Origin of the sequence: Bartonella machadoae (assembly GCF_022559585.1) — a bacterium.
In the GTDB taxonomy this organism is placed as follows: domain Bacteria; phylum Pseudomonadota; class Alphaproteobacteria; order Rhizobiales; family Rhizobiaceae; genus Bartonella; species Bartonella machadoae.
Genome location: NZ_CP087114.1, coordinates 2461835 through 2486948, shown reverse-complemented (window position 1 = coordinate 2486948; position 25114 = coordinate 2461835). Strand labels below are relative to the sequence as shown.

The 25114-nt window shown below is 46.0% G+C and carries 32 protein-coding genes; all 32 read left to right on the top strand.

All coding sequences use genetic code 11. The features are described 5' to 3' along the window. Positions 1-25: 25 nt before the first annotated feature. The gene (locus LNM86_RS11820) at positions 26-1054 is read left to right on the top strand and encodes an AAA family ATPase (protein WP_241437814.1); all 1029 of its coding nucleotides are present in this window, start codon (positions 26-28) and stop codon (positions 1052-1054) included. After that, positions 1051-1353: a hypothetical protein gene (locus tag LNM86_RS11815; protein ID WP_241437813.1), complete on the top strand. Its 303-nt coding sequence runs from the start codon at positions 1051-1053 to the stop codon at positions 1351-1353. Before LNM86_RS11820 ends, LNM86_RS11815 begins: the two co-directional genes overlap by 4 nt. After that, entirely contained in the window at positions 1350-1628 is a 279-nt protein-coding gene (locus tag LNM86_RS11810) for a hypothetical protein (RefSeq protein WP_241437812.1), read from the top strand. The genes LNM86_RS11815 and LNM86_RS11810 overlap by 4 nt, the downstream gene beginning before the upstream one ends. After that, positions 1612-2235 carry a DUF3164 family protein gene (locus LNM86_RS11805; RefSeq protein WP_241437188.1) on the top strand — a complete coding sequence of 208 codons (624 nt, stop codon included), beginning with the start codon at positions 1612-1614 and terminating at the stop codon, positions 2233-2235. Before LNM86_RS11810 ends, LNM86_RS11805 begins: the two co-directional genes overlap by 17 nt. A gap of 12 nt (positions 2236-2247) precedes the next feature. Next, the gene (locus LNM86_RS11800; protein WP_241437811.1) at positions 2248-2880 is read left to right on the top strand and encodes a regulatory protein GemA; all 633 of its coding nucleotides are present in this window, start codon (positions 2248-2250) and stop codon (positions 2878-2880) included. Between the two features lie 6 nt (positions 2881-2886). After that, positions 2887-3285 carry a helix-turn-helix domain-containing protein gene (locus LNM86_RS11795; protein WP_241437810.1) on the top strand — a complete coding sequence of 133 codons (399 nt, stop codon included), beginning with the start codon at positions 2887-2889 and terminating at the stop codon, positions 3283-3285. Between the two features lie 83 nt (positions 3286-3368). Next, entirely contained in the window at positions 3369-3965 is a 597-nt protein-coding gene (locus LNM86_RS11790; protein ID WP_241437809.1) for a glycoside hydrolase family 19 protein, read from the top strand. Beyond that, positions 3962-4249, top strand: coding sequence for a hypothetical protein (locus LNM86_RS11785; protein WP_241437184.1), 288 nt, complete (start codon positions 3962-3964; stop codon positions 4247-4249). Before LNM86_RS11790 ends, LNM86_RS11785 begins: the two co-directional genes overlap by 4 nt. Continuing rightward, the gene (locus tag LNM86_RS11780; RefSeq protein ID WP_241437808.1) at positions 4242-4580 is read left to right on the top strand and encodes a hypothetical protein; all 339 of its coding nucleotides are present in this window, start codon (positions 4242-4244) and stop codon (positions 4578-4580) included. The genes LNM86_RS11785 and LNM86_RS11780 overlap by 8 nt, the downstream gene beginning before the upstream one ends. Continuing rightward, complete coding sequence (locus tag LNM86_RS11775) at positions 4573-4788, top strand: hypothetical protein (RefSeq protein WP_241437182.1); 216 nt, start codon at positions 4573-4575, stop codon at positions 4786-4788. Before LNM86_RS11780 ends, LNM86_RS11775 begins: the two co-directional genes overlap by 8 nt. Further along, positions 4785-5099: a DUF2730 family protein gene (locus tag LNM86_RS11770; RefSeq protein ID WP_015399066.1), complete on the top strand. Its 315-nt coding sequence runs from the start codon at positions 4785-4787 to the stop codon at positions 5097-5099. The genes LNM86_RS11775 and LNM86_RS11770 overlap by 4 nt, the downstream gene beginning before the upstream one ends. Then, entirely contained in the window at positions 5096-5452 is a 357-nt protein-coding gene (locus LNM86_RS11765) for a VpaChn25_0724 family phage protein (RefSeq protein ID WP_241437181.1), read from the top strand. Before LNM86_RS11770 ends, LNM86_RS11765 begins: the two co-directional genes overlap by 4 nt. After that, on the top strand, positions 5415-5996 hold the full coding sequence (locus LNM86_RS11760) for a phage protein Gp27 family protein (protein ID WP_241437180.1): 582 nt from the start codon (positions 5415-5417) through the stop codon (positions 5994-5996). Before LNM86_RS11765 ends, LNM86_RS11760 begins: the two co-directional genes overlap by 38 nt. Continuing rightward, on the top strand, positions 5989-7611 hold the full coding sequence (locus tag LNM86_RS11755; RefSeq protein WP_241437807.1) for a hypothetical protein: 1623 nt from the start codon (positions 5989-5991) through the stop codon (positions 7609-7611). The genes LNM86_RS11760 and LNM86_RS11755 overlap by 8 nt, the downstream gene beginning before the upstream one ends. A 12-nt stretch (positions 7612-7623) precedes the next feature. Next, positions 7624-9228 (top strand): DUF935 domain-containing protein, encoded by a 1605-nt coding sequence (locus LNM86_RS11750; protein ID WP_241437806.1) that lies wholly within the window; start codon positions 7624-7626, stop codon positions 9226-9228. After that, the gene (locus LNM86_RS11745; protein ID WP_241437805.1) at positions 9221-10426 is read left to right on the top strand and encodes a phage head morphogenesis protein; all 1206 of its coding nucleotides are present in this window, start codon (positions 9221-9223) and stop codon (positions 10424-10426) included. The genes LNM86_RS11750 and LNM86_RS11745 overlap by 8 nt, the downstream gene beginning before the upstream one ends. A gap of 846 nt (positions 10427-11272) precedes the next feature. Continuing rightward, on the top strand, positions 11273-12340 hold the full coding sequence (locus tag LNM86_RS11740) for a phage protease (protein WP_241438918.1): 1068 nt from the start codon (positions 11273-11275) through the stop codon (positions 12338-12340). Continuing rightward, positions 12337-12678: a capsid cement protein gene (locus LNM86_RS11735; RefSeq protein ID WP_241437176.1), complete on the top strand. Its 342-nt coding sequence runs from the start codon at positions 12337-12339 to the stop codon at positions 12676-12678. The genes LNM86_RS11740 and LNM86_RS11735 overlap by 4 nt, the downstream gene beginning before the upstream one ends. A gap of 12 nt (positions 12679-12690) precedes the next feature. Further along, positions 12691-13656, top strand: coding sequence for a major capsid protein (locus tag LNM86_RS11730; RefSeq protein ID WP_241437175.1), 966 nt, complete (start codon positions 12691-12693; stop codon positions 13654-13656). 14 nt (positions 13657-13670) lie between these two features. Beyond that, the gene (locus LNM86_RS11725; protein ID WP_241437174.1) at positions 13671-14093 is read left to right on the top strand and encodes a gp436 family protein; all 423 of its coding nucleotides are present in this window, start codon (positions 13671-13673) and stop codon (positions 14091-14093) included. 1 nt (position 14094) lies between these two features. Next, positions 14095-14589: a phage virion morphogenesis protein gene (locus tag LNM86_RS11720; protein WP_241437173.1), complete on the top strand. Its 495-nt coding sequence runs from the start codon at positions 14095-14097 to the stop codon at positions 14587-14589. Continuing rightward, on the top strand, positions 14586-15107 hold the full coding sequence (locus LNM86_RS11715; RefSeq protein WP_241437172.1) for a hypothetical protein: 522 nt from the start codon (positions 14586-14588) through the stop codon (positions 15105-15107). The genes LNM86_RS11720 and LNM86_RS11715 overlap by 4 nt, the downstream gene beginning before the upstream one ends. Continuing rightward, positions 15107-15700 (top strand): baseplate assembly protein, encoded by a 594-nt coding sequence (locus tag LNM86_RS11710; protein ID WP_241437171.1) that lies wholly within the window; start codon positions 15107-15109, stop codon positions 15698-15700. The genes LNM86_RS11715 and LNM86_RS11710 overlap by 1 nt, the downstream gene beginning before the upstream one ends. 11 nt (positions 15701-15711) lie before the next feature. Beyond that, positions 15712-15894, top strand: a complete 183-nt coding sequence (locus LNM86_RS11705) for a hypothetical protein (protein WP_241437170.1) — start codon at positions 15712-15714, stop codon at positions 15892-15894. A gap of 3 nt (positions 15895-15897) precedes the next feature. Then, complete coding sequence (locus tag LNM86_RS11700) at positions 15898-16284, top strand: GPW/gp25 family protein (protein WP_241437169.1); 387 nt, start codon at positions 15898-15900, stop codon at positions 16282-16284. Continuing rightward, positions 16271-17122, top strand: a complete 852-nt coding sequence (locus LNM86_RS11695; RefSeq protein ID WP_241437168.1) for a baseplate J/gp47 family protein — start codon at positions 16271-16273, stop codon at positions 17120-17122. The genes LNM86_RS11700 and LNM86_RS11695 overlap by 14 nt, the downstream gene beginning before the upstream one ends. Beyond that, on the top strand, positions 17122-18228 hold the full coding sequence (locus LNM86_RS11690; RefSeq protein ID WP_241437167.1) for a phage tail protein: 1107 nt from the start codon (positions 17122-17124) through the stop codon (positions 18226-18228). The genes LNM86_RS11695 and LNM86_RS11690 overlap by 1 nt, the downstream gene beginning before the upstream one ends. 1 nt (position 18229) lies before the next feature. After that, the gene (locus LNM86_RS11685) at positions 18230-21373 is read left to right on the top strand and encodes a DUF4815 domain-containing protein (protein WP_241437804.1); all 3144 of its coding nucleotides are present in this window, start codon (positions 18230-18232) and stop codon (positions 21371-21373) included. Positions 21374-21440: 67 nt separating this feature from the next. Further along, entirely contained in the window at positions 21441-22811 is a 1371-nt protein-coding gene (locus LNM86_RS11680) for a Bgr_08870 family protein (RefSeq protein ID WP_241437165.1), read from the top strand. Between the two features lie 9 nt (positions 22812-22820). Next, a complete protein-coding gene (locus LNM86_RS11675; RefSeq protein ID WP_241437164.1) occupies positions 22821-23069 on the top strand; it encodes a hypothetical protein in 249 nt (82 codons plus the stop codon). A gap of 237 nt (positions 23070-23306) precedes the next feature. After that, positions 23307-24596 carry a phage tail sheath C-terminal domain-containing protein gene (locus tag LNM86_RS11670; protein WP_241438955.1) on the top strand — a complete coding sequence of 430 codons (1290 nt, stop codon included), beginning with the start codon at positions 23307-23309 and terminating at the stop codon, positions 24594-24596. Continuing rightward, positions 24593-25111 carry a phage major tail tube protein gene (locus LNM86_RS11665; RefSeq protein ID WP_241437163.1) on the top strand — a complete coding sequence of 173 codons (519 nt, stop codon included), beginning with the start codon at positions 24593-24595 and terminating at the stop codon, positions 25109-25111. The genes LNM86_RS11670 and LNM86_RS11665 overlap by 4 nt, the downstream gene beginning before the upstream one ends. The last annotated feature ends 3 nt before the right edge of the window (positions 25112-25114 follow it).

Below are 25114 nucleotides of genomic sequence, written 5' to 3'. Positions count from 1 at the left end.
AAATCAATACAAGAGGGGATTATAGATGAAATACGCGATCAATGCAACAGTTGAGAAAAATCCTTGGGCGCGACCAAAAATCCAGCCCGAAACAGCAGCAAACCGCAACAGTGATGATATTGCCTTATGGAATGCACTTGTGGATTCGGTGAGAGCTATCGCAAAAATGCATGATTGGACGAAGGCGGAAGTTGCGCGGCGCATTGGCATGCCGGATGGAACATTTTCGCAATGGTATGCGGGCAGTTATGCGGGGCAATTGGGTAAGCAGAATACAAAAGTTCAACAGTGGGTGGAGGCTTTAAAGGAGGTGGATGAACTTTTGGAGCGTATTCCTGAAAAGCCGGCTTTTCAGAGGAATCGTATTGCGCAGGAAATCATTGACACTTTAACACTGGCACAAAGCACGGGTGATATGGTGATGATTACGCTTGATGCGGGCAGTGGCAAGACAGAAACATGCCGCCATTATCGTGCGACGCGCCCGCATGTTTATTTAGTGACAGCAAGTCCGCATACGCGCAGTGTTCATGGTATTTTGAATGATATGGCAGCAGAATTGGAAGTGGTGGAATATAATCCCACCCGCTTAACACGCGCTATTGGCAAGAGGTTAGAGCGGGTAGGTGGTGGGACGTTACTGATTGTTGATGAGGCGCAAAATTTAACGGATGAGGCGATTAATCAATTGCGCCATTTTGTTGATGTCAATGGCACGGGTTTGGCTTTGGTTGGCAATGATGAGATTTCTGGACGTTTGGTTCACCGTCAAAATGGTCCTTCTTATGCGCAAATTAAAAGCCGTTTGGCGATGCATTTGAAGCGCCGTAAGCCCTATAGTGAAGATATTGCCGCTCGTATCCATGATTGGGGGATTGAAGATGCTGGGGCGATTAAGTTTCTGACAGGGATTGGTTTAAAGGCTGGCGCTTTGCGGCAAATTGACAAAACCATGATGCTGGCACGCATGGCAGCCCTTGGTGATGGGTGTGAGGTCACGCTTAAACATGTCAAAGCGGCTTGGAAAAACCGTGATGTGGAGGAATTGGCATGATCCCTTTATGCGATAAAGAATTATCCAATACGCTTGTTGGTCTTTATGACGATTATCAACGTGGTTTTGAGATTGGCGACCAGATTAAACTTTGTGTTGATTTGGCGTTATCGCTTGAATTGGAATTGAGTATTCACCGTCTAAGCGAAGCAGAAGCGGTTTTAGAAAACCAAGTGGTGGACTCTTTTGCCCGTTGCCAAAATCCTTCTTCAAAGAGGGATGAGGCAGGAGATGAGACAAAAACAATTGGTGAGACAGGTACAGTTATTCCTATAGATTTTGGAGGAGGCAAGTCATGAAACGCAATCCCTATATGGTCGGCGAATGTTTGGTTGCCATGCGTTCTGCTTTGTTAAAGCATGAGTTGGAAGGCATTTTTTTGAGTGCGAAAGATGTTCGAGAATTGAATGATTATTTGCGTCGTTTGGCGCGCTATAACCACATTTTGGGTCATGAACTTTGTCGGTATCGTTGGCAAATAAAAGCGGGGTATCAGCCGCAATCAGGTGAAGTTATACCGTTTCGCCGTTTGCAAAAAAACAAGGAGGATTTTTGTGATGAATCAACGAATTGAGCTTGAAGGCACGCATTATATGAAGGATGCGAAAGGGGCTTTGGTGCCGGTCAATCTGATCCGTCCTGCGGATTTATTAGAAGATGAAACGGTGCGTAAAATTATGGGCTTTGCCAAAGAATTATCGGCAAGGGTTGCGCGTTTTAACAATCATACGATTGCGGATTTGAGTGCCTTTGATAGTTTGCTTGCGCAAGAATATGGTGTGGAGCGGCGCGGCAAAAAGGGCAATTGTACTTACCAGAGTTTTGATGGTTTGCAACGCATTCGGGTGCAAGTGCAAGAGAGCTTTGATTTTGGTCCGCAATTGCAAATAGCCAAAAGCCTTCTTGATGAATGTTTAAATGAGTGGTCTGCGGATGCGCGTCCTGAAATCCGCGCTATTATTACGCGTGCTTTTAATACCGATAAAGAAGGGAAAGTTAATCGTGGCGAAATCTTTATGTTGTTGCGTTTGGATATTGATGACCCTCGCTGGCAGGAAGCTATGCGTGCAATTCGTGAAGCGATCCGTGTGACGACCAGTAAGGAATATGTGCGTTTTTATGAACGGGAGAGTTTGGAGCATCCTTGGCATCCTGTCACGATTGATTTGGCAAAGACGTGAGGAGGCGGTCCCATGTCTTTGGCTGTTCTTCATATGGGCAAACGTGCGTTAGGTCTTGATGATGAGACCTATCGCGCCCTGCTTTTTCGCTTAACAGGCAAGCAATCGGCAAAAGATTTAACTGTTTTAGAACAGCGTCTTGTTGTTGATGAGATGAAAGCGTTCGGTTTTCAGGAAGATAGAAAACGGTTAGAGGGCAAATATGCTAAAAAGCTTCAGGCTTTATGGATTGCGGGATGGAATCTTGGCATTATCCGTGATCGTTCAGATAAGGCATTGCTTGCCTTTGTCAAACGGCAAACGGGGATTGATCATATTCGTTTTTTACGGGATGGAGATGATGCGGCCAAAGCTATTGAGGCGTTAAAAAATTGGTTGCAGCGTGAGGGCGGGGTTGACTGGAAAGGGAAAAAGATTCAAGATTCTTTACAGAAACGACTGGGGCAAAAACTACTGGGATATTTGATTTTGCGTGCCCAATGGAAGCGTTTGCATCCCCGTGGGTCCTTTGACCTTGAGGCTTTTCATCAAGGTGTTATGGCTGTGAGTGGTAAGGGGTTGGACGAGATGGATGTTTTTGCTTTGAGGCAAGTGATGAATGTTTGGGGGCGGAAAATTCGCGGGAGGAAAGATTATGGGGGATAAGCGAGCGTGCAAGAGGAAGCTTATAGCGATTTTCCTGCATTATTGCGTGAAATAGCCGCTGTTGCTGGCAATGAGGCGGCATGGAATATGATGCGGGCTTTTGGAGGGCGACAGGTTTATCTTCCTGGGCGCCTTGAAAATGCTGATTGGTTGGTTGAAATTGTAGGGCTTGAAGAAACAGAGCAACTGATCAAGCATTTTTGTTTTAATGGTTCTGGTGTGCGCCTTCTGATCCCCCTTGGCAAAGATGCTGAACGGCGGCAAAAAATGATAGAAGCCTTGCAAAAAGGCTGGTCTGCCGATGCTGCGGCTGCTGTTTCTGGTATGCATGTGCGTACAGCTTATCGCTTGAAGAAGAAAATTTCTTTGCAAGAACCCCAAGGTCTCTTATTTCCAGAACTTTAATTGAGTCTTGAAATTGTTTGACTGACAGTGTCAGACTTATTTTTGCGATTAGAAATCCAATAAACTGCGCATGAATTTTATGCATGCGGTGTTTTGTTATGGTTTCGATAGACAGTTCTTTTCTTCATAAGCTTGCTCCTAAATTGGCGCATCATGCGCGCCAAGATTTTATTATTGTGGAAATGGCACGGGCATTGCCTGAAGCTTTGTCTTATGCTGCACTGACAACACCCTTGCGTATTGCGCATTTTCTAAGCCAATGTGCGCATGAAAGTGATGGTTTTTTTACGGTGTGTGAATATGCTTCTGGGCGTGCTTATGAGGGGCGCAAAGATTTAGGCAATGTTAAGCCAGGGGATGGAGTGCGCTTTAAGGGGCGCGGTTTGATCCAATTAACAGGGCGCAAGAATTATCAACGTTTTACGCAGTTTTGGTGTTCGATCAATGAACAGGCTGTTGATTATGAAGCTTTTCCAGAAATGGTGGAAAGGTTTCCAGCAGCGCTTTGGTCGGCCATTTGGTTTTGGCAGATGAAAGGTTTGAATAGGTTAGCAGATCAAGATGATTGTCTCAGGATCACCAAGGCGATTAATGGAGGAAAGAACGGGCTTGTGCAACGCTTGACCTATCTGAATCGCGCTAAAAAGCTTTTGGGGCTTTTTTGCGAGGCGAAGCTATGAAGCCATCTTATCGTGGTTCGAGGCTCTATTTATGGTGGTCTTTTTGGTTTGCTTGGGGGGTTGTTTTTTTGCTTGTTTTTGGTGGTTTGTTAGGTGTGGAGCGCATTGTTGATTTGGCGGGCATTTCTATTCCCTCAATGGTGGCGATTATCGTTGGCAATTTGGGTGTGCACCGCGGCTTTGGTTCATTGGATTTTTCCAATAGGAAGCATGATAACAGGGGCAAGAGCCAAAAACAAAAGAGGATTATGTCCATGCAATTGGGGGATAAACGCAATGTTTAGCCCTCTTTCAAAATTGTCTTTTGGGATGGTTTTTTTGGCAAGTGTGCTGTTGGTGGAATTTGGCTTTATGAAAGCGCAAGTTTTCAAAGCGGTAAAAGCGCGTGATTTGTATTGGCAATTGGAAATTGCCAAGATTTCGGCACGCGCACAGCTTGAGAAAGAGCGGCAAAGGCAAGCAGCAGATGTTGCTGAAAGTCGTGCGCAAAGGATGATTGCAGCTTTGGAACAAAAGCTTACAAAAATGGAGGCAGCAAATGGGACTTTGCCGGTTACTGGCTGTGGTATTGAGCTTGAACGTGTGCGGTTGCTCAACAAGCAAGCCGGTGGATAATCTTTCTTATCGGTTTTTATCGGTTACATTGCCGCCTTTAGCCCAAGTTGCGTGTTCTCGCCCGCTTTTTCTTCCAGAGCGTGCTTTGAACACACGAGAAGTGGTGCATTATTGGGGGCGTGACCGTGCGGCTTTATTGATCTGTGAACAGCGTCGTGCTGCTGCTGTGAGAGCGGTTTTAGCCAAGAGGGAGGGGGAATTGAAGTGAATTTGGATATTAGTGTTGCCAATGGCTGGTTGTCTTTACTGCTGTCGATTGTTGCAATTTGTGGTGTTTTGAAAGCCTATTTTTCTTCTGGTGCGCGAGAAATGTTGAAAGATCTCGTACTGCTTAAGGAGCGTGTGCAAAAGTTAGAAACGGAGATGGATTTTTTGCCTGATCGTGACGGACTGCAACGATTGGAAGTGAATATGGAACGGTTGAATGGGCGTCTCAATACACTTTCTGCGCAGTTGCAACCGGTGGCGGCGATTGGAGAGCGTTTGCAAGAGTTTTTACTGGAGAATGCCAAAAAATGAAAGCAGATATGGATAAGATCATCCGTGAAGAAGCGCGGTTGATTATTTTAAAAGGGCTTTTTTGTGAGCGCAGTGAGACTTTGTCGAGTGCGATGATTGAGAGGCTTTTATACAGCTATGGTATCAGACGCGATCGGGATTTTGTGCATAATGAATTGGCATGGATGGAAGATCAGGGTGCTGTCACATTAAAACAGGTGGGTTCGGTTTTGCTTGCGGCGTTAACAGAACGGGGGGCGCGTCATTTAGACCGGAGTTTTCCTATTGAAGGGATTAAACGACCCAAACGCACATCAATAAAATATGAGGTGAAGGATGCGCAAGGTCGGGCGTGGACGCTTAACGGCGATTGATTTATTGCCGCAAGCTTGTGATCAGATTATTGCTGCGGCTGCTGAGGCTTTAAATGGGCGTGAGAAAACACAAATGGCTATTTATAGTGATTTTAAAGCGGCTTTAAAGGCTTTGCAAAAGGAAACGGGATTAAGTTTTTCGATCCCTTCTTTTTCCAGTTTTAATCGTTATTCTTTGCGTTTGGCTGTGATGTCACGGCGCCTAGAACAGACAAGGGAAATAGCGGCAAGCCTTTCACAGCGCTTTGATGCTAAAGCTTGTGACAATATTACGCTGTTGACGGCAGCGGCGATTAAAGAGCTTATTTTTTCTACATTAAGCAGTGGGAAAAACCTTTCACCAAAAGCGGCACAAGAGTTGGCAAATGCACTAAAGGGTGTGTTGGCTGCGGAACATTTGTCGACCACCAGACGGCAAAAGCTTGAGAAAGATTTTGCGACCCAAGCGAGCAAAGCGGTTGATGCGGCAGCGGCAGCGGCGGGACTTTCCAAGGAGACAGCGCGGGCCATTCGTGCGCAAGTGTTGGGGATAAAACATGGCTGAAAGGTGCTCTTTTATAGAAAAACATGCTGATCATCAAAGCGGTTGTGATGTTTGGAAGGCAAGTGTTTTTCCAAAAGAGCAAGATCCTTTAGCGGATGGTGTTTTGATGGCACATCAACGGGCATGGATTGAAGATAAATCACCGTTAAAACTGGTTGAAAAGGGGCGGCGCACCGGCATTACTTTTGCTGAAGCTTTAGATGATACATTGATTGCTGCGGCTAAGCGAGAAGCGGGTGGTGATAATGTTTTTTACATTGGCGATAGCAAAGAAAAGGGACGGGAATTTATTGGCTATGTGAGCAATTTTGCAAGGGCTATTACCAGCAATAGTGGCGATGTGGAGGAATTTTTATTTTCTGATCAAAAGGCGGATGGCTCGACAAAATATATTTCTGCTTACCGTGTGCGTTTTGCTTCTGGTTTTCGTATTGAAGCGCTTTCGAGCCGCCCTGAAAATATTCGCGGGCTGCAGGGGATTGTGGTGGTTGATGAGGCGGCTTTTCATCAAGATGTGCGGGCTGTTTTGGATGCGGTCAATGCTTTGTTGATTTGGGGTGGTAAGATCCGTGTGATTTCCACGCATAATGGCGTATTAAACCCTTTCAATGAATTGATCCGTGAGGCAAGGGCGGGGAAGGTTCCTTTTTCTGTGCATTGTTACCCCTTTGTTGAGGCGGTTAAAAATGGTTTGTTTAAACGGGTTTGTGCCATGAAGGGGGAGGTGTGGAGTGCAAGGGCGGAGCAACAATGGGAGCAGCAGATTCGTGCGTCTTATGGGGTGCGTTTTTCTGCGATGCGGCAAGAATTGGATGCTATCCCAGCAGATCAAGAAGGGGCCGCTTTAACGCGCTTACAGATTGAAAATTGTTGTGCACCTGATATTGCGGTGTTGCGTTTTGCTTGTGTGGATGCTTTTAAAAATCAATCGGATTATCAACGAAGTGTTGCGGCGCTTAACTGGTGTGATGGGCACTTAAAGCCTCTTCATGCGGGGCTTGATCGGCGGCGCCAACATGTTTTTGGAGTTGATTTTGCCAGATCTGGGGATGCAACCTCGATTGTGGTTTTAGAAATTGGGCAAGATCTGGTGCGCCGTGTCCGGTTTATGGTGGAGTTGCGCAATACACCCTTTGATCAACAAAGAGAGATTTTATTTTATGTGGTGAGTGGTTTGCCGCGTTTGTTGGGGGGCGCTTTGGATGCACGGGGCAATGGGGCTTATTTAGCGGAAAAAGCGGCACAACGTTATGGGGCTTGTGTAAAGGAAGTGCAATTATCGCAAAGTTGGTATGGCAAAGAAATGCCTGCTTACTTAGAAGCTTTTGGGGATGGCTCTATTGTTTTGCCGCGCGATTGTGACATTGTTGCTGATCATCAAGCCCTTGCTTATGTGAATGGCATTGTGAAAATTCCTGATAATCATCGTTTTAAAGGCAGTGATGGTTTTATGCGCCATGGTGATAGCGCTATTGCTTGTGCTTTGGCTTATTTTGCTAGCCGTCAAACCCCTGAGATTTACGACTATACACCTGTTCGTGCTGTTGATGGTTTTGAGGAAAATCCGCTTTTTTCAACCCCCTTTTTTTCAACAATGCGGTCAAAGATTTATTGAGGGAATTGTGAAATGGTAAAACTTGTCGACCAATGGGGTAGGGCGCTTAAAGTCAAAGGGTTGGAGCGTGAAGTTGCGGCACCAACGATTGGTGGGGTTCGTGATGTTTGGTCACAAACCCTTGTCAGTGGTCTGACACCTTTGCAACTTGCTGATATTTTGCAACAGGCAGCGCAAGGCACTCCAGAACAATTTTTCCAGCTTGCTGATGAAATGGAAGAGCGTGATTTGCATTATCGTGCTGTGCTTGGCATGCGTAAAAATGCTCTGACAGGGGTGGAACCTGGAGTGATTGCCGCAAGTGAGAGTGCTTTGGACAAAAAAATTGCCGATGCTGTTTACGAAGTGATTAGGGCACCAACTTTTGTTGATGATTATGTGACGGATTTATTAGATGCTTTGGGCAAGGGTTATGCGGTTGTTGAAACCTTGTGGGACAAAAGTGCCACAGCATGGTGGCCTGTTGCGTGGAAATGGCGTGATCAGCGGTTTTTCCAATTGGATAGACGGGATGGTTTTCATTTGCGTTTAAAAGAAGAAGATGGCTCTCAAGATGGTAGCGAATTGCCTGCTTATAAATTTTCCATTCATCGACCAAAGCTTAAAAGCGGTTTGCCAATCCGGACAGGGCTTGCGAGGCTTGCGGCTTGGGCTTTCCTTTTTAAGTCTTATACCTTAAAGGATTGGATGGCCTTTTTAGAAATTTACGGCATGCCGTTGCGTTTGGGAAAATATGGAGCGAGCTCTTCCCATGAGGAGCGGCGGGTGCTTATTCAGGCTGTGCGTGATTTATCCAGTGATGCGGCAGCGATCATTCCTAAAGAAATGGAGATTGAATTTATTGAAGCAGCGGGGGGCAGTGGCAATGCTGTTTTTGCTGCGAAAGCGGAATATTTAGATCGGCAGATTTCTAAGGGTGTTTTAGGGCAAACCATGACAACGGATGATGGTTCGTCTTTTTCGCAAGCGCGTATTCATGAAAATGTCCGCCATGATATTGCCAGAGCTGATGCACGCCAATTGGCGCTTACTGCTAATCGTGATTTGATTGTGCCGTTTGTTGATATTAATTTCGGTCGTCAAGAGCACTACCCGCTTGTCTATTGGCCAATCTCTGAAAATGAAGATATTAAGGCTTTGAGTGATGCATTGGCAAAACTTGTGCCTTTGGGGTTGCATGTTGGTGCGCAAGAAGTGCGCAATAAGATTGGTTTTTCGCAACCAACAAAAGAGGAAGATATTTTAAAGTCTCCTGATCATGTTATCGGTGATGAGGCAAGACAAGAGGGCGGTGAGGAAAGCAAAGGGACAAGTGTTTGTGCCGATTGTGGTGGGTCTTTTGATGTTTCTCTAACAAGAGAGCACAAGAGTGGAGGAGAGCAGGGTGGAGATCATCACGATGAATTGGACCAGCTTTCTGAAGAGGCTTTAAGCGACTGGGAAGAGGATTTAGAACCCCTTTTAAAGCCCTTTAAAAAGCTTGTTGAACAAGCAAAAAGTTATGAGGATATCCTCAAAGGTTTAGATGAATTGCTAGGTCAAATGGATCATCATGCGTTAGCCGCACGCTTGGCAAAGGTGCAAATGATTGCACGAGGGCTTGGGCATCATGGATGAGGAACTTTTCAAAACAGCTCCCAAAGAGGTCACACGTTATTTTGCCGCCAAGGCTGTTGTTCCAAGCTTTGATTGGCGTGATATAGCACCAGAGGAACATGCTTTTTCCTTTACGGTGGCAAAATCGGTTGGCTATGATATTTTAGATGATTTTAAGCGAGCGGTTGGAGAGGCGATAAAAAATCGACTTCCCTTTCAGGATTTTCAAAAAAATCTGATGCCGCTTTTACAGGAAAAAGGCTGGTGGGGGAGGAAGAGTGTCCTTGATCCACAAAGCGGTGAGAAGAGCGTTGTACAGTTGGGCAGCCCACGGCGTTTAGAAACGGTCTATTGGGCCAATACCATGAGTGCGCATGCGGCAGGTGAGTGGGAGCGTACGCAAAATAATAAAGAGTTTTTGCCTTATCTGACCTATGCTTTGTCCAGTTCAGAGCACAAACGTTTAGAACATGAAAGTTGGGTAGGTTTTACAGCACCGGTTGATGACCCAGTTTGGGATTGGCTTTATCCGCCCAATGGTTGGCGGTGTAAATGCAGTGTGCGACAGGTGAGCCGTTATGAAGCAGAAAATTTAGGCTATGAAGAGGATGCAGCCCCATTCCAAGTGGAACAGAAGGTTTGGCACAATAAACGGACAGGGAAAGTTGAAAAGATCCCAAAAGGAATTGATCCTGGTTGGAACTCTAACCCTGGAAAACAGCGGGCACAAAACTTAAGCCGTTTCTTGAGTGATAAAATTTCTGGGATGCCGGAAGAGCGCAAGCGCATTGCCATTGAAGATATTGTTGGTTCTCCACTTTTGCAAGCAATGTTTGAAGAGCGTTTGCCGCGTGGATTTCTTCCCATTGCCCCGATGACAAGCAAGGTGTGTGAAGTTTTTGCAACGGACAGTTCCCTTGTCCGCCTCTCTTCAGACAGTGTGAAGCATATTTTGTTGGAGCATCAAGCCCGTGATCTGACTTTGGATGATTTTCGTGGTGCCATTCAAACCCTCATCCGCCCCCATGGTATCATCAGGCGAAAAGATGCACAGAGCGTTGTGTTTTTAGGTGAAAATGAGGGAGCATGGTGGCGGTTTGCGGTCAAATGGGTAGCTAGCAAACAAGAGTGGTGGCTTATCTCTATGCATAAAAAGAGCTTTAGAGAAATTCAACGTTTATTAAATGCTGCCGAAAAAAAGGGCGAGAGATTGTTGTAGAGAAATAACAAGAAGAAATTCCTGTGGTCTTAAAGGAGAAGGGGTGAGAAAAATGAAGAAGGCGTGGAGGGCGGTCAACTCCTCGCAGATCCGGCAAAGCCGCCCTGGCATAACTGGCTCACACCTTCGCTTTAAAAGTATAGTCTTTTTGAACAGAAAAGCAATCTTTTAAAAAACGGTTTGAGAGAGGTTGTTGTAGGGAAAACAACGGAAAGAAATTCCATGCTGGTTTAGAAAAAAAGGGGTGAGAAAAATGAAGAAGGCGTGGAGGGCGGTCAACTCCTCGCAGATCCGGCAAAGCCGTCCTGGTATAACTGGCTCACACCTTCAGTTTATAAACTATAGTCTTTTTGAACAGAAAAGCAATCTTTTAAAAAACGGTTTGAGAGAGGGTTGTTGTAGGGAAAACAACGGAAAGAAATTCCTGTGGTCTTAAAGGAGAAGGGGTAAGAAAAATGAAGAAGGCATGGAGGGCGGTCAACTCCTCGCAGATCCGGCAAAGCCGTCCTGGCAAAACTGGCTCACACCTTCAGTTTAAAACTATAGTCTTTTTAAGCAGAAAAGCAATCTTTAAAAAAAAACGGCTTGAGAAAGGCTTTTTGGTATAAGACGATAATTTGTACCTTAAAACTTATAACGGCGCTCTATCGCCTTTGAAGTGCCTTTGAAAACGATTTTATAAGAGTGTTTGGAAGAGACTTTTCTCTCATCAGGGAGAAGTGGGGAAAAGGGCGCTTTTAAAGTGCTTTTAAAAATACGCTCTTTTGACTGACAGTGTCAGACTTATAGCGTGGATGGGTTTCGTGCATTCTATTGCCAATGACAACTGTAAAGCAATAGGCAATGATGGAACAGGAATTTCACGAAGATCAAGAGGATGGGCATGCTGGGACATTTCATGATGGGGCAGTTCATACCGCATTGATTGATCTTTGCCCAGAGGTTTTGTGCCAAGACAATCTCTGTGAAGACAATTTATGTGAAAACATGACAGGCAAACAAGCGCCTGAGTGGGTAGAGATTTTACCCAAAGCACCCAATGTGAAAGCGCGTGATGGGCGGGAATGGCATTATAACCCGCAAAGGATTTTAAAAGCTTTTGAGGGAAATAAAGGACCGCTTGTGATTGATTATGAGCATGGGCAACATCACCGTGCACAAAAAGGTTTAGAAGCACCGGCTAGTGGTTGGATTGAAGAATTAGCAGAGCGGGATGGTGCGATTTGGGGACGGGTTAAGTGGACTGAGGTGGCAGCCAAAAAAATTATTGCCCGCGAATATCGCTATCTTTCGCCTGAATTTCGCCATTCTAAGAAAGGTGAAATTTTGCAGTTAGCTGGTGCTGGTTTGGTCAATCGTCCAGCCCTTGTCATGACGGCTTTAAGCAGTCAACAGCCTTTAGACCCCCCTTTAACAACTGATGTGGAGAAAGATATGGATTTGACAGCCATTGCTAGCGCACTCTCGCTTTCAAAAGATGTGCGGCTTGATGAAATTTTAGCCGCTGTTGCGGCACGCGAAAAGGAACGTGTGGAATTGAATGCCCAATTAACAGAGGCACGCGATCAATTGTCTCTTTTACAGGCAGAGCAAAAAAATGATGCGATTGAGAGGCTTTTAGATAAAGCTATTGAAGAGGGCAAAATTTTGCCAGCTGCGCGTGAGGAATATCGGGCACTGTGTAGCCTTGAAGGGGGCATGGAGCATTTTAGAAGTTTGCTTGAGAAGTTGCCCACTCTTGCTTCAACAAGTCCTTTAGAGCGCTCTTTTCTGAGACAAGAACAAAATCTTGCACCAGAAGATGTTGCTGTTGCGGCACGCCATTATCAACAAGAACAAGCGCAAAAAGGGCACTTTATCACCATTAGCCAAGCGGTTGACACTGTTTGCGAACAAAAGGAGCGCCAGTTATGAGTACAATGATTTTGATTAAATCTTTTCGCGCCGGTGATGAGATTTCGCCTTATTGCATTGTTGCAGCACGCGGTGAGGGATGTGTGGTCACCGCTTCTGGTAAGACAGATAAACTATTAGGGACTGCAGGGTCTTTGAGCGCAAAGGCTGGTGAGATGGTTGATATTGGCCAATGTGGTTGGGGCGAAGTGGTTTGTGGAGGCAATGTTTCCTTTGGTGATTTTTTGACCTCCGATGCTAAGGGGCGCGCCATAAAGGCTGAAGGAACAGATCGCACGATTGGACTTGCCATGAGTGATGGTTCTGCTGGTGATGTTATTTCTTTTAAAATAAATTAGTCGAGGCTTAAAATGAACAGACCTTTTCCCATTGATCCAACACTTACCGCTATTGCTATTGGTTATCGCAATCCAGCAGGTTCTCTTATTGGCGACAAAGTTTTGCCCCGTGTTTCTGTTTTAAGCGAGGTGTTTAAATATAGTGAATTTCCCTTAGCGGAAAATTTTACCGTTCCTGAACTTGAGGTTGGCCGCAAAGGACGCCCGAATGTGATAGAATTTTCGGCCTTTGAACGGGAAGCCAGTGTCAAAGATTATGGGCTTGATGATCTCATTCCCAATTCGGATATTGAAGCAGCGGCAAGGGCACGGGCAGAAAAACGCTCTCGTTATAACCCCGAAAAGACAGCTGTGGAGGGTCTTGCCAATTTGCTGGAATTGGGGCGTGAAGTGCGTGTTGCAGCCTTTGTACAAGCGCGTGAAAATTATGCTCCAGAGCGGGTGATTGATCTTAAGGGCGAGAATAAGTTTAGCGATTACGACAAATCAGATCCTTATGCTACTTTAGATGAGGCAATGGATAAAAGCCTTGTCTATACGCCAAACACCATTGTTATGGGTAAAGTCGTTTGGTCAAAACTCAAACGCCATCCCAAAATTATCAAAGCTGTTAAAGGGGGTGGCACTGCGGATGGTTTTGTCACCAAGGCGCAATTTGCCGATCTGATGGAAATACACCCTGAGCGTTTACTCATTGGTGAATCGCAAGTGAATTTGGCACGCAAAGGGCGCGCAGCACAATTGGCGCGGGTTTGGGGCAATAAGATAGCACTGCTTTATATTGATCCCACCAAACAACAGGCGGATGGTTCGGTGATTAGTTGGGGCTTTAGCGCCCAATTGGGAGAGCGTTTGTCTGGGGTGATCTCTGATCCAGATATCGGTTTATCGGGTGGTAAACGGGTGCGTGTGGGTGAACGGGTGTGTGAATTGGTGGCAGCCAAAGATGCTGGTGTTTTGCTGCAAGAGGTTGTCTGAGGAAAAGAGTCTCGATGGCTTATGCAAATAAAACCTTGATTGAAGAGCTCTGGGGTGACGATTTCTTGGATGATTTGTGCGGGATTGGCGAAAATCCAGACAAAGCACTCTCTGATCAAGCAATTTTTCGTGCGCTAGAACAAGCAAGTGGTGAGATTGATGCCCATCTGTCTCATCGCTACTGCGTCCCGATTGCCGGACAGCCAACAGCGTTGGGCATGATTTGTGTCAATATTGCTGTTTATAATTTAGCCATCCGCCATACGGCTCTTACCACCACTATTGAAGATCGTCACAAACAGGCGATTGATCTTCTCAAACGCATTGCGGAGGGCAAAGCGGGTTTAGGTTTAGATGAACCAAAAATTATGAGTGAAGATGGGCCGGTGCGTGATGGTGCTTTTTTTCACGCAAAACCACGTTTGATGGGGCGGTAAAATGAGCATTTCCACCCCTATTGAAATTAAAGAAATGGGGCTTGAAGCGGCTCTGTCTTTTTTGCAAAAAGGCGCTGATAGTTCGATGGGAACTTTAGCGCAAGGGGTGGGGCGTCTGTTGCAAGAGAGCACGAGGCGGCGGATTCAAAGTGAAAAAACCTCTCCTCAAGGAGAGAAGTGGCAAAACAATTACGCCCGCACCTCCATTCTTTATGCCAGCGGAGCATTGTCACGCTCTATTGATATGGTGGCATCCCCAGAAAAGGTCATCATTGGCAGTGGTTTGGTTTATGCCCGTATTCACCAATTGGGTGGGGTTATCCGCCCTAAAAATGGCAGCACCCTTCGCTTTTTTCTTAACAGCAGCAAAGCACAGCGCTTTGTTTGTGTCCACCAAGTAACGATGCCAGCACGCCCTTATTTAGGGCTTTCAGAGCGCAATAAAGTGGAAATTGTCAAAGCAGCAGAGGATTGGTTGGAAAGGACCTTTTCATGAGTCAAAGGATGAAGCAGATGGGGCGTATCAATGCGCTTCGTGAAGCGGTTATAAAGAGCCTTAAAAGCGCTTTGCCTGATGTGCGTGATTGCGAGAGCCAATTTGGGCGTTTTAATCTAGAAGAACTTGAAACCCAAATGCTGGTTGCACCAGCAATTCGTGTTGCGGTGTTAGAAAGCCGTTTGACTTCTGTCTCCAATGGGCAGCAGAGTGCTGATCTTCATTTGGGTGCTTTTATTGTCACCACAGGAAAAGAACGTGATGTTCACAGTTGGCTTTTGGCTGAAGCCATTGCGGTGCTTTGTCATAGCGGGCAATTGTGGGGGTTAACGCATTTGGGTGCGCCCCGTGAAGTGCAGATTGAACCGGTTATCTCCGCGGCGATTAAGCAACGCGGTGTGGCAATAAGCGTGGTTGAATGGCACCAAGATTTATATCATTTGGGTCACGATATTTTTTGTTATGAGAGTAAGCAGCTTAAAAAGGGTTTAATCTGTTTGGAAGATGAGGGCGTGTGATGAATGATGCCCATCTCATTGCTGCGACCTTTCGGCAAATTATGAAACGGTTGGATAAGCTTGAACTCTGTCTTGCCAACCAGCACATGATTGGGCGGGTTGCAGAAGTTGATGGTCATAGGGTGCGGGTGCAAGTCTTCTCACAGGGAGAAAAGGGGCAGGCGGTGTTATCGCCTTGGTTGCAAGCACAAGAAGCAGCAGGGGCTGTTTCGAGCAATATGCCTTTAAATGTTGGTGATCCGGTGCGGTTGTTTAATCCCCATGGGGAAATAGGTTCGGCTTCTTTGGTGGTTCGTGATAGCTATAGTGAGGAAGCGCCAAATCCCGCACATCAACACCAAGAGTTAGCGCTCTGTTATGCCGGTGGCGCTTTGCGTATTACAAAAGAGGGACTTATCCTCTCCCATGGGGAAAATCAAATCCATTTGAGTGAAAAAGGTTTGCTGCTTTGTCATCAGGAAACCCGTGTTGCGCTCAATGAAAGCGTACAGATTCAAGCAGAAGATTTGTACCATAATCAAACATCTGTTGGAGCAGACCACAAACATGGTGGGGTCAAAATTGGTCCCTCTACAACCTCTAGTCCTCTTTAAAGGAGTTTATCATGCGTGAAAAAACTTATGTCATTTTAACCAATGCGGATTTTGTGGCAGGCAATCGTTCACCGGGAAAAGGTGAAGAAATTTGTTTAAGCGATGAGGCGGCAAAATACCCATTGCTGCTTGGTCAGATTGCTGAGAAACAAACATCTGTCGTTTCTTCAACAAAGGCAGCGAAAGGTGCTTAAAGCATGCGCTGTGGAGTAAACGAAAAGGATGGCTCTCTGTTATATGGTTGGGCGCACTGCTGTCAGTCCCTTCGTAAATGTTTGACAACAAAAATTGGCACACGGGTTTTGCGGCGTCATTATGGGTGTGATGTTGGAGCTTTCCAAGATGCCAATGCTGATCCTGCGACAATATTGCAGCTTTATCAAGCAATTGTACAAGCTTTAAATGATCCAGAATGTGGAGAGCCTGGATTTTCGTTGCAAAAGATTGATCTGATAAAAGCAACGCGGGAGGGAACATTCCACTTTGTTCTCACAGGTGTGTTTTATCCCGATGGGCATTTGGGGGATTGGTCACATAAGGAGCCGATAAGTTTCGATTTAGAGGTGGGTGATGACAGAATTTGAGCAATTGCCCCTCCCACAAATTCTTGAAGAACTTTCTGTTGAGGCCATTTTAGAGCAAAAAATCACCCGTTTAACCAAGCTTTTTGCCGCACAGAATATCCCTTATAATGTGGAAAAGACGGCTTATGATCCCGTGGTTATTCAATTGCAAGCAGCCGCTTATGAAGAACTGCTGTTGCGCCAGCGGGCAAATGAGGTTGCGCGGGATAATCTCCTTGCTTTTGCGCGTGGGACAAGTTTAGACCATTTGGGGGATTTTCATGGGGTTACCCGCCTTTTGGATGAGGATGATGAACGCTATCGTCGCCGTATTCGTTTGAATAGACAAGGGCACTCCACGGGTGGCACAGTCCCACGTTATCAATATTTTGCCCTCTCAAGCGATATCCGTGTCAAGGATGCTTTTGTTTATCGTGTGGGAAAAAGCCCGCTTATTCATGTTGCGCTTTTTAGCGATAGCCCTTCTGGTATTGCCGATGAGGCTTTGATTGCCAAGGTACAAGCAGCTCTTGATGAAAAACAGGTTAAAATGACCAATGATCATATCCTTGTAAAAAGTGCTGTACAGCGGATTATCGATGTGCATGCTGATCTCTGGTTGTTGCCCAATGAAGGTCCCTTTGTTTTGGAAAAGGCCGTGAACAATTTGCAAACGGAATGGGCACGCGCGCAAAGGCTTGGGCGTGATCTGTCTTTAAGTTGGATACTAAGCCGCTTGATGGTTGAAGGTGTCCACCATGTGATTTTAACACAGCCCTTAACAGATATTGTGGTCGCGCCTGATGAGGCGGTGGCTTTAGGGGAGATTGTCTTGTCTAAACGGGGGCATGCTTATTGATGATTTCCTCACTTTTACCGCAAAATTCAAGCTTTTTTGAACGCTGTTTAGCCGAAGCAATGGCATTTGATCCGCAGGTCAAAAATACTCTCGAAGAAATCCCCCGCGCGAAATTTATCACCCGTCCCCCTTCGTGGTTGCCTTACTTGATCGACGAATATGGTTTACAAGAATTAAGCCCATATTTTTCTAATCCTTATGATCTGATTGACCAAGGGCTCCAATGGCAGCGTTTGCGTGGTTCTTTAGCGGCTATTGATAGAGGGCTTTCATGGCTTCAGATTACAGCACGCTTTACACCAGCATGGTCAGGGCGTGCGTGGTGGAATTCCTTTCAACTTTACTTTGATCAATTGCCTGAACAAAGTGCTCTTGAAGCCATTGAAGCCATCACAGAGCTTTCCAAAAGTTTGCGCTCTGATTTTCGCCGCGGTGTCAATGGTTATGACGTGCAAACACTGGAAGGTAATATGTCACGCCTTGATGCGTGCCTGTTGGAATATGAAAGTGGTGTGCGCTTAACAGCGGGGAACACACTGTTTTCCTTTGGGCGCATAACAGAAATTACGCACAGGCTGACAAAAGAAGAAGGACTGTTGATTGGCAATTGGATGGATGACGGGGACGGGGAATTAAGTTTCGACCAAATTGATTATCCATGGGATATGGCAAATTTCCCTTGGTGTTCTGTTAAAAAGCATCAACGCGATATGCTGATGGCAGAATGGTTTTATAACCGTACCCTTTATCTCGTGTTAAGAGACAGTGAGGATGATGTGATTGGGTATCGCAGATGCAACATTGTCCAGCCAGTAGAACAGAATTTGGCGGGTGTTTATCACCATTTGGGCGATTGTTATCAACCCTCCTCGAGGGGCACCGCCCTTCTTATTGCAGCACGCACGGATTTTCAAAATGTTGATGGAAAACAAGCTGCTTCTTTTGCTGTTTTGGTTCATGCGACCCCCAAACAACATATCCCTTTGGGCAGACTTTGGTGTGAGTGCAATGAACTGATTGGCGGGGTGGAGATCATCAAAACGCCCGTTACTATTCCTTTGCGCGGTGATGTTCGCGAGCAATTCAAGATTTTATTGAGGTTTTAACATGAAGCATGAAAGTGGTTTACCCTTTGCAATTGACAGATCTTGCGGCAAAGACGAACAACAAAGCGTTGTCTTTTATGGGCAACGTCCCTTTATCCAAAGTGGTGAACTCAATGAGATGCAAACCATCATCAGGGGGCGCCATAACCGTTTGGGGCGTTTGGTTGCCAAAGAGGGAGACCGTGTTGAACGGGCCGATGCCTTTGTCAATAAAAACGCGAAGACCGTTACTTTAACAGAAGGCAAGATCTATATCGCAGGCGATATCTTTCCGGTCTCAGAAGCGGTTCTGAATGCCGTTTCTATGGTTGGCCGTCTTGAAATCGGTGTAAAGTTGCAAAAAACATGGATTACCCATGAGGATGATCCAGAGCTGTTGGGGCAAGTTCCCGGCACCTTGGCACAAGGAGAGCCCGGTGCGGCACGCGAAACAGCAAAGCTTGTTTGGGCCTTAAAAGAGGATGGGCAGCAAGGCACGTTCTTTCCTGTTTATATCTTACAAGATGGCATTTTGATTGATCAAAAGTCCCCCTCATTGCTTGAACCCGCCATGCAAGCCATTGCGACTTATGACCGTGCCCATGGTCATTATATCGTGAGTGGATGCCGGGTGACGGCTCTTGGACCAAACAATGGTTGCCAAGTGTTTAGCATTCAAGAAGGGGAAGCCAATATCAATGGCTTTAAGCGCAAGCGCCTTGCTGCTTTGCGCCATGAAGAGAGAGAAGAGTTTTCGACAAGCGTTGTGCCTAGTGAAACCCATGTTTTTGCCCCTCAAAAAGGCAAAACAAGCTTTACCTTTAAAAGCTATTATGCCCCCATTGCCGATATCCACTCTCTTTTGTTGACAAAAGAAAAAACCGTGACGGTCACCCGCGGTGCGGTCGTTGCTGGGCGTGATGGTGTTCCCGATAAAAGCATCACCTCTTTTCTCAAAGTCACACAAGGCAACAAGGAATTCAAAGAAGGAACAGATTTTAAGAAGACCGGTGATACTATTGACTGGGCACCGGTGGGAGATGAACCGCGTCCTGGCAGCAGTTACACGGTAACCTATCGCTATCGTGCACAAGTGACCGCCGATAAGGTCACGGCACAGGAAATCACGGTCTCAGGGGGTGCGCAAGGGGGGGATATCATTGTCAGTTACACCTACAAATTGCCCCGTATTGACCGTATCGGGCTTAATACAGGCGGCAGTGTGGTTTATATCAAGGGGATTTCGGCAGATCAACCGATGGCACCCAGTGTCCCTGAGGATGTCCTCTCCCTTGCCACCATCACCAACAGTTGGCTGGATACGCCGCTTGTGGTCAATGATGGCACGCGTGTTGCCCCCTATGATGAGATGTGGCGTTATTTTCAACGGGTGCTTTCCCTTGACCGCTTGATGCAATTAGAGCGCATTAAAAGCAATGTTGACTCTAAAGAGCCCGTTGCCAAAAAAGGCATGTTTGCTGACCCGTTTCTTGATGACAGTTATCGTGATGAAGGGTTCACGCAAACAGGAGCTGTCGGCAATGGCATTTTACAGCTGGCTATTGATCCAACCTTTTATACCGCCCCCTTAAAGGCTCCTGTCACCCTTGACTGGACCAATGAAGTGATCATTGCCCAAGAATTGACAACAGCTTGCGAAAAAATCAACCCCTATCAAAACTTTGCTCCCCTACCTGGTACAGTAACCCTCACACCCGCAACAGACTTTTGGCACGAGCAGCGTACCGATTGGCTCTCAAGTGTCACCAATCAACTGAACATGGGATGGAACCGTGGGAGAACTATCCGTAACACAGAAGTGCGTGATGATCTCATCAATACGCATCAAGAACAAATCGATTTCTTAAGACAAATTACCCTTGGCTTTAAAATTGAAGGTTTTGGCAAGGGGGAAATTTTAGACACTCTCACCTTTGATGGTGTGAATGTTTTGCCAGCAAACCGCCTTGCTGCCAATAGCACTGGCATTTTGGAAGGCAGTTTCAAGATCCCTGAAAATATTCCTTCTGGTACAAAAAATGTTGTAGCACGAGGCAAAGGGGGAACCCTTGCAACCGGTCTCTTTACCGGGCAAGGTGTTATTGATGTGAAAGTGATGCGGCACACCACAACAGTCAAGATCTGGACGCAAGTGGACCCGCAAGCGCAAGTCTTTACACCAGAAGAAACACGGCAAATCACCGGTATTGACTTTCATCTTTGCAAAATTGGCAATCCCAATCATGATCTGGTGATTGATTTGGTCACAACCGAAAACGGCTATCCCACCGCCAATATCCAAGCACAAAGTTTTTATTCCATGAAGGGGGCAAAAACCGGATGGGCACAGGCACGCTATGCTGTCCCACTCCTCGTGCCCAATGACCGCTTAACGGCTTTTGTCATTAAAACCGATGATAGTGATCATTCTCTCTCTTTGGCAAAGCTTGGCGATTTTGATGAAGAACAGCAAAGATTTGTCTCAAGCCACCCTTATGTGACCGGTCCTCGTTTTTCCTCTGTCAATGCGCAAACATGGAGTGCCCATCAAGATGAGGCTTTGGCTTTTCGTGTCTTGGCAGCTCGCTACAGACAAACAACAAAAACCATAGATCTTGGCACATTTGATCTTGTTGACTGTTCTGATTTACAAATCCGTAGCGCGGTTGAATTGCCTTCTAGTGATTGTTCGGTGATCTTTGAAATTGAAAGAAACAACGGCACAATTTATCAACTCTTACCCTTTCAATTGCTCAGTCTTACCGAATATATCAGTGAAACAGTTCGATTACGTGCTATTCTTAAAGGCACGGAGAAACTCTCACCGGTTCTGTTTGCTCCCATTCAGTTGATTGCCGGCAAGATCCATAACACAGCAACCTATGTCACCCGTGCTTTTGCCTTTGGTGAGAAGGCAAGATTGACCAGCTATATCAAGACCTTTTTACCAGGCGGCTCCACATTCACCCTCGAGATGCAACTGGATGATGGTGCTTTTACCCCCCTCACCTTAGAGGAAACAGAACAGCTTACGGAACCCCTTTGGACAGAGCGAAAATTTGTCAGTCACGACCAAACAGCAAAGCAAGCGCGCTTGAAACTCACGCTAACCGGTGGACCTTGCGCACGGTCAATGCTGCGTGATTTTGGTGCTGGCATCTTGTGATGCCCCTTCGCTTTGAGAGATGGGATTTTAGACTGCTTGAGAGATTTGGAAAATTTGGAGAATGGAAATGACAAAAAGCAAAAAGCTTGCAATGGAATTGCCTAAAGAAGGGCGTTTTATCAGTTCTGAATTCCCTATTTTGCGTGAGAACTTGACAAAAATTGATCAAGCCATCATGGAAGTTGAGGAAAAGCTAGATGAAAAAGCCCCTGCAAAACACACGCATAGCATAGGGGATGTTACAGATCTTGAAGCAGCCCTCAAAGGCAAAATGGCAGCAGATAAAACCTTCACTTTAACCGATTTGGGCGATATCGAGGGCGCTAAGGACGCTGCTAACAATTATGTTCTCTATAAAGCAAGCAACAATCATTTTACCTTTGGCAGTGCTGTCTCCCTTCTTGGAGCGCACCAACACAAAATTGAAGATATTGTCGGTCTTGATGCGTTTAGAGCTAAGATTAATGAAGATCTGACAAGCTATGGGCGCTTAGCGCAAGCCAATGAATGGCAAAATTACAATAAGTTTACCAGCAAAGTCACCATTGGTGATAGCTTAGAGCTTTCGGGAAACTCGTCCTTGAACCTCATCCAAAATGGTAGAGTTGTGACAAGTTTAACTGCAACGGGAAGCAAGCTCAAAGGACCACTCAAAGTTGATGGTGAAGCTGTTTATACGAAAAGTGAAATAGATAAATTGGTGGCTTCATTGAACAAAAAACCTGTCGAAATCCTCATGACAGAAAGCGGCACTATCCCGTTTCCTGAAGGTATGACCGATAACACAGAAATTGAAGTATGTGCTTGGGGTGGCGGTGGAGGCGGCGGAGGTGATGGTGGAAATAATAATAACGGTGGAGGTGGTGGTGGAGGTGCTCAATATGCACGTGTTAAAATTAAGGGAGCCGATCTAAAAAAAGCGAAAACAGTTCAAATTGGTAGGGGAGGAAAAGGTGGCAGAAGCAACGGAAATCATGGTGGATACACAATTATTAAAGGAATTATTTGTGCTGGTGGTGGTGGTTATGGTGGTGGCAATGACAACACCCCTGGTGGCTATTATAATGCCTATGGCTCTCTCGGCAATGGTGGCAAAGGCGGGTTAGGCGGTATAGGCGGTGGCACTTGGAAAAAAAGCGATGCGGCTATGAAAAATGAAAGTTTTATTTTTTCTGGTGGATTAGGTGGTGCAGGCGGCAACAACTCCGATATCAATGGCGACAATGGTGGAAACAGTATTTATGGCGGCGGCGGTGGCGGCGGCGGTGGCAAAAAGAATGGCAAAGGCGGTTATGGTGGCAATAACGGGGGAGGTAATGGTGGTGATTACGGAGCTAACGGTGGTGGCGGTGGCGGTGGATATTTTCGTGGAAAAGATGGCAGTAAAATTGGCGGTGACGGTGGCGACGGAGCAATCTTGTTTAGATTTTTTATATAGGAGTTTTTTATGGAATATGCAGTTGTTGAAAAGGGTGTGGTAACAAATATTATCGTTGCCTCAGAAAATTATGTTCATGCCTTTGATGGTGAGGCGATCCCCTCAAGCGAAGCGCAAATTGGTTGGACTTATAAAGATGGGGTGTTCTCTCCTCCCATTATTGATGAAGAAAACAATTCTTTGTCTTCTGAAAAGGCTAAGACAGACGCATCGGTAGAATCTATGAAAGAACCACAAGAGAAAGATGAACAAGTTTAGTATAATTGTTGAGAATAGATTATAACCAACATTGTTGGACGCACGCTCTTGTATCAAAAATAATCGAATGGTTTGACGCAAGCTTATTGTGTGATAGCTTAAGTTGTATCATTTTCTTTTAAAGTCTTTCTCAAAGGGGTTTCAAAACCTTTTTAAAGGGATTTTTTGACTGACAGTGTCAGTCTTATGCGGTTTGATCCTTGTTGTTATTGTTGCTTTATTGATTTGGAGCGCAAGATGGCAACAGAATTTAATCATGGTATCCGCATTGTTGAGGCTGGTGAAAGCTCTAGGCCGTTGGCAACATTTGATCAGACGGCGATTGGCGCGGTTGTTACAGCCCCTGATGCTGATGGACAAATTTATCCGGTAAACGAACCTGTTCTGATCTTTACCCATGAAACAGAGAAAATCCAAAAGCTGGGGCAAAGAGGCACAGCTCTTGATGTGATTCATGCTGTGCGCGCGCAAGGGGTTGAGGCCAAAATTGTCCTTGTGCGGGTAGAGGAAAAGGCGACAATTTCTGAAACACAAGCCGAAATGGTAGGGTCCAATGCTGCCTTAACTGGTGTTCATGCTTTGACCCATGCGCGTGGGCATTTAGGGGTTGAACCTGGGATTTTATTGGCACCAGCTTATAGTGCAGGGCGCCTTGACAATGCTAAGAACCCCGTGGCTGACGCACTTGAACAGGTTGCCGAAAAGCTGCAAGCGATTGCGGTTTTTGACACAGGGGGCAAAAACACCGAAGAAAGCCTTGTTTATCGCGCCGATTTTTCCTCACGCTTTTGTTATTTGATTGACCCCTTCGTGCGGGTGGCAAACGGTGAGGGTGGTTATTGTATTAAACCGGCAAGTCCCTTTGCCGCAGCGATGTTTATCAAACGCGATAAGCAAAAGGGGGGTGTTTTTTGGTCGCCTTCAAACCAAGATGTGCACGGCATTTTAGGCACAGCGCGCCCCATTAGCTATTTTGATGGCGAAATCGATCATGAGGCAAATCGTCTTAACCAAGCCGATATTGCTACCTTTATTCCGGCACGGCTTAGCCAAAATGCGCAAGGTCAAATGGCTGCCAATGGACGGATTTTATGGGGCAATCATACCACATCTTCTGATCCGCTTTGGCGCTTTGTCAATGTGGTGCGCACCCGTGCAGCACTGGAAAAGACCATCATCAATAGTTTCCGCCCTTTTGCCAATGATGAGAATTTGACCGGTCAACATGTCATTGCCATTACCCGCTCTCTCACGCAGTTTCTTGATGATATGATTGCTCGTGGTGCCCTGCTTGGTGGACGTGTTTGGTTTGATCGTGATTTGAATTCCAATAGCACTTTGCAATTGGGCAAGCTGCGGGTTGAATTTGATGCCGAAGAAGTGCCTCCTCTCGAAGATTTAAGTTTTGGGAGCCGGCGCAATGGCGCTTATTTTGACCGATTGGCTGAAGACATCCAAAAGAAAATGACCTATCAATTTGGCGATACGCTAGAGAGCTATCGCAAAGCAGCAAGGAGTGCAGCATGACTTTACGGATTGTTCGCGGTTTTACCCTGATTGTTGATGATGATGTCAATCTTCATCTTGATCTTGAAACGCTGAAACTGCCCACCTTAGAAGAACTCACCGAAACCTATCAACCGGGCGGTTCTGATATGCAAATTGATGTGAGCGGTCTTGGTGTGAAAGCTTTAAGCTTGCAAATGAAGATCCGCAGCCACACCCCCGAAGTCATTGGTATCTTTGCTGGTCCCCCTGGTCTTCGTCATAAATTTACTGGCAAAAAACATGTTGTGTCTGAAGAAGATGGGCGCGAGCATGAACATTCCATTGATGTCACAGGGCGCTTGGTCAAAGTCGATAGCGAAGGGCTTACTGCTGGAAAAGCAACGGGCTATGATTGTGAGATTAAGAATATTTGGGACTATAGCGAATATTGGGATGGTGCTGTTTTGCATCGCTTTTCGTTTAAACGGGGCGGTTGGCTTGTGCGCAATGGGCAGGATATTGGTGGGCGCAGGCGCTCTATCCTCAATTTATAGGAA

Coding starts and splice junctions, on each gene's coding strand:
- LNM86_RS11820 (WP_241437814.1), top strand. CDS start 26: ATGAAATACGCGATCAATGCAACAGTTGAGAAAAATCCTTGGGCGCGA.
- LNM86_RS11815 (WP_241437813.1), top strand. CDS start 1,051: ATGATCCCTTTATGCGATAAAGAATTATCCAATACGCTTGTTGGTCTT.
- LNM86_RS11810 (WP_241437812.1), top strand. CDS start 1,350: ATGAAACGCAATCCCTATATGGTCGGCGAATGTTTGGTTGCCATGCGT.
- LNM86_RS11805 (WP_241437188.1), top strand. CDS start 1,612: ATGAATCAACGAATTGAGCTTGAAGGCACGCATTATATGAAGGATGCG.
- LNM86_RS11800 (WP_241437811.1), top strand. CDS start 2,248: ATGTCTTTGGCTGTTCTTCATATGGGCAAACGTGCGTTAGGTCTTGAT.
- LNM86_RS11790 (WP_241437809.1), top strand. CDS start 3,369: ATGCGGTGTTTTGTTATGGTTTCGATAGACAGTTCTTTTCTTCATAAG.
- LNM86_RS11785 (WP_241437184.1), top strand. CDS start 3,962: ATGAAGCCATCTTATCGTGGTTCGAGGCTCTATTTATGGTGGTCTTTT.
- LNM86_RS11780 (WP_241437808.1), top strand. CDS start 4,242: ATGTTTAGCCCTCTTTCAAAATTGTCTTTTGGGATGGTTTTTTTGGCA.
- LNM86_RS11765 (WP_241437181.1), top strand. CDS start 5,096: ATGAAAGCAGATATGGATAAGATCATCCGTGAAGAAGCGCGGTTGATT.
- LNM86_RS11760 (WP_241437180.1), top strand. CDS start 5,415: ATGCGCAAGGTCGGGCGTGGACGCTTAACGGCGATTGATTTATTGCCG.
- LNM86_RS11755 (WP_241437807.1), top strand. CDS start 5,989: ATGGCTGAAAGGTGCTCTTTTATAGAAAAACATGCTGATCATCAAAGC.
- LNM86_RS11750 (WP_241437806.1), top strand. CDS start 7,624: ATGGTAAAACTTGTCGACCAATGGGGTAGGGCGCTTAAAGTCAAAGGG.
- LNM86_RS11745 (WP_241437805.1), top strand. CDS start 9,221: ATGGATGAGGAACTTTTCAAAACAGCTCCCAAAGAGGTCACACGTTAT.
- LNM86_RS11740 (WP_241438918.1), top strand. CDS start 11,273: ATGGAACAGGAATTTCACGAAGATCAAGAGGATGGGCATGCTGGGACA.
- LNM86_RS11735 (WP_241437176.1), top strand. CDS start 12,337: ATGAGTACAATGATTTTGATTAAATCTTTTCGCGCCGGTGATGAGATT.
- LNM86_RS11730 (WP_241437175.1), top strand. CDS start 12,691: ATGAACAGACCTTTTCCCATTGATCCAACACTTACCGCTATTGCTATT.
- LNM86_RS11725 (WP_241437174.1), top strand. CDS start 13,671: ATGGCTTATGCAAATAAAACCTTGATTGAAGAGCTCTGGGGTGACGAT.
- LNM86_RS11720 (WP_241437173.1), top strand. CDS start 14,095: ATGAGCATTTCCACCCCTATTGAAATTAAAGAAATGGGGCTTGAAGCG.
- LNM86_RS11715 (WP_241437172.1), top strand. CDS start 14,586: ATGAGTCAAAGGATGAAGCAGATGGGGCGTATCAATGCGCTTCGTGAA.
- LNM86_RS11710 (WP_241437171.1), top strand. CDS start 15,107: ATGAATGATGCCCATCTCATTGCTGCGACCTTTCGGCAAATTATGAAA.
- LNM86_RS11705 (WP_241437170.1), top strand. CDS start 15,712: ATGCGTGAAAAAACTTATGTCATTTTAACCAATGCGGATTTTGTGGCA.
- LNM86_RS11700 (WP_241437169.1), top strand. CDS start 15,898: ATGCGCTGTGGAGTAAACGAAAAGGATGGCTCTCTGTTATATGGTTGG.
- LNM86_RS11695 (WP_241437168.1), top strand. CDS start 16,271: ATGACAGAATTTGAGCAATTGCCCCTCCCACAAATTCTTGAAGAACTT.
- LNM86_RS11690 (WP_241437167.1), top strand. CDS start 17,122: ATGATTTCCTCACTTTTACCGCAAAATTCAAGCTTTTTTGAACGCTGT.
- LNM86_RS11685 (WP_241437804.1), top strand. CDS start 18,230: ATGAAGCATGAAAGTGGTTTACCCTTTGCAATTGACAGATCTTGCGGC.
- LNM86_RS11680 (WP_241437165.1), top strand. CDS start 21,441: ATGACAAAAAGCAAAAAGCTTGCAATGGAATTGCCTAAAGAAGGGCGT.
- LNM86_RS11675 (WP_241437164.1), top strand. CDS start 22,821: ATGGAATATGCAGTTGTTGAAAAGGGTGTGGTAACAAATATTATCGTT.
- LNM86_RS11670 (WP_241438955.1), top strand. CDS start 23,307: ATGGCAACAGAATTTAATCATGGTATCCGCATTGTTGAGGCTGGTGAA.
- LNM86_RS11665 (WP_241437163.1), top strand. CDS start 24,593: ATGACTTTACGGATTGTTCGCGGTTTTACCCTGATTGTTGATGATGAT.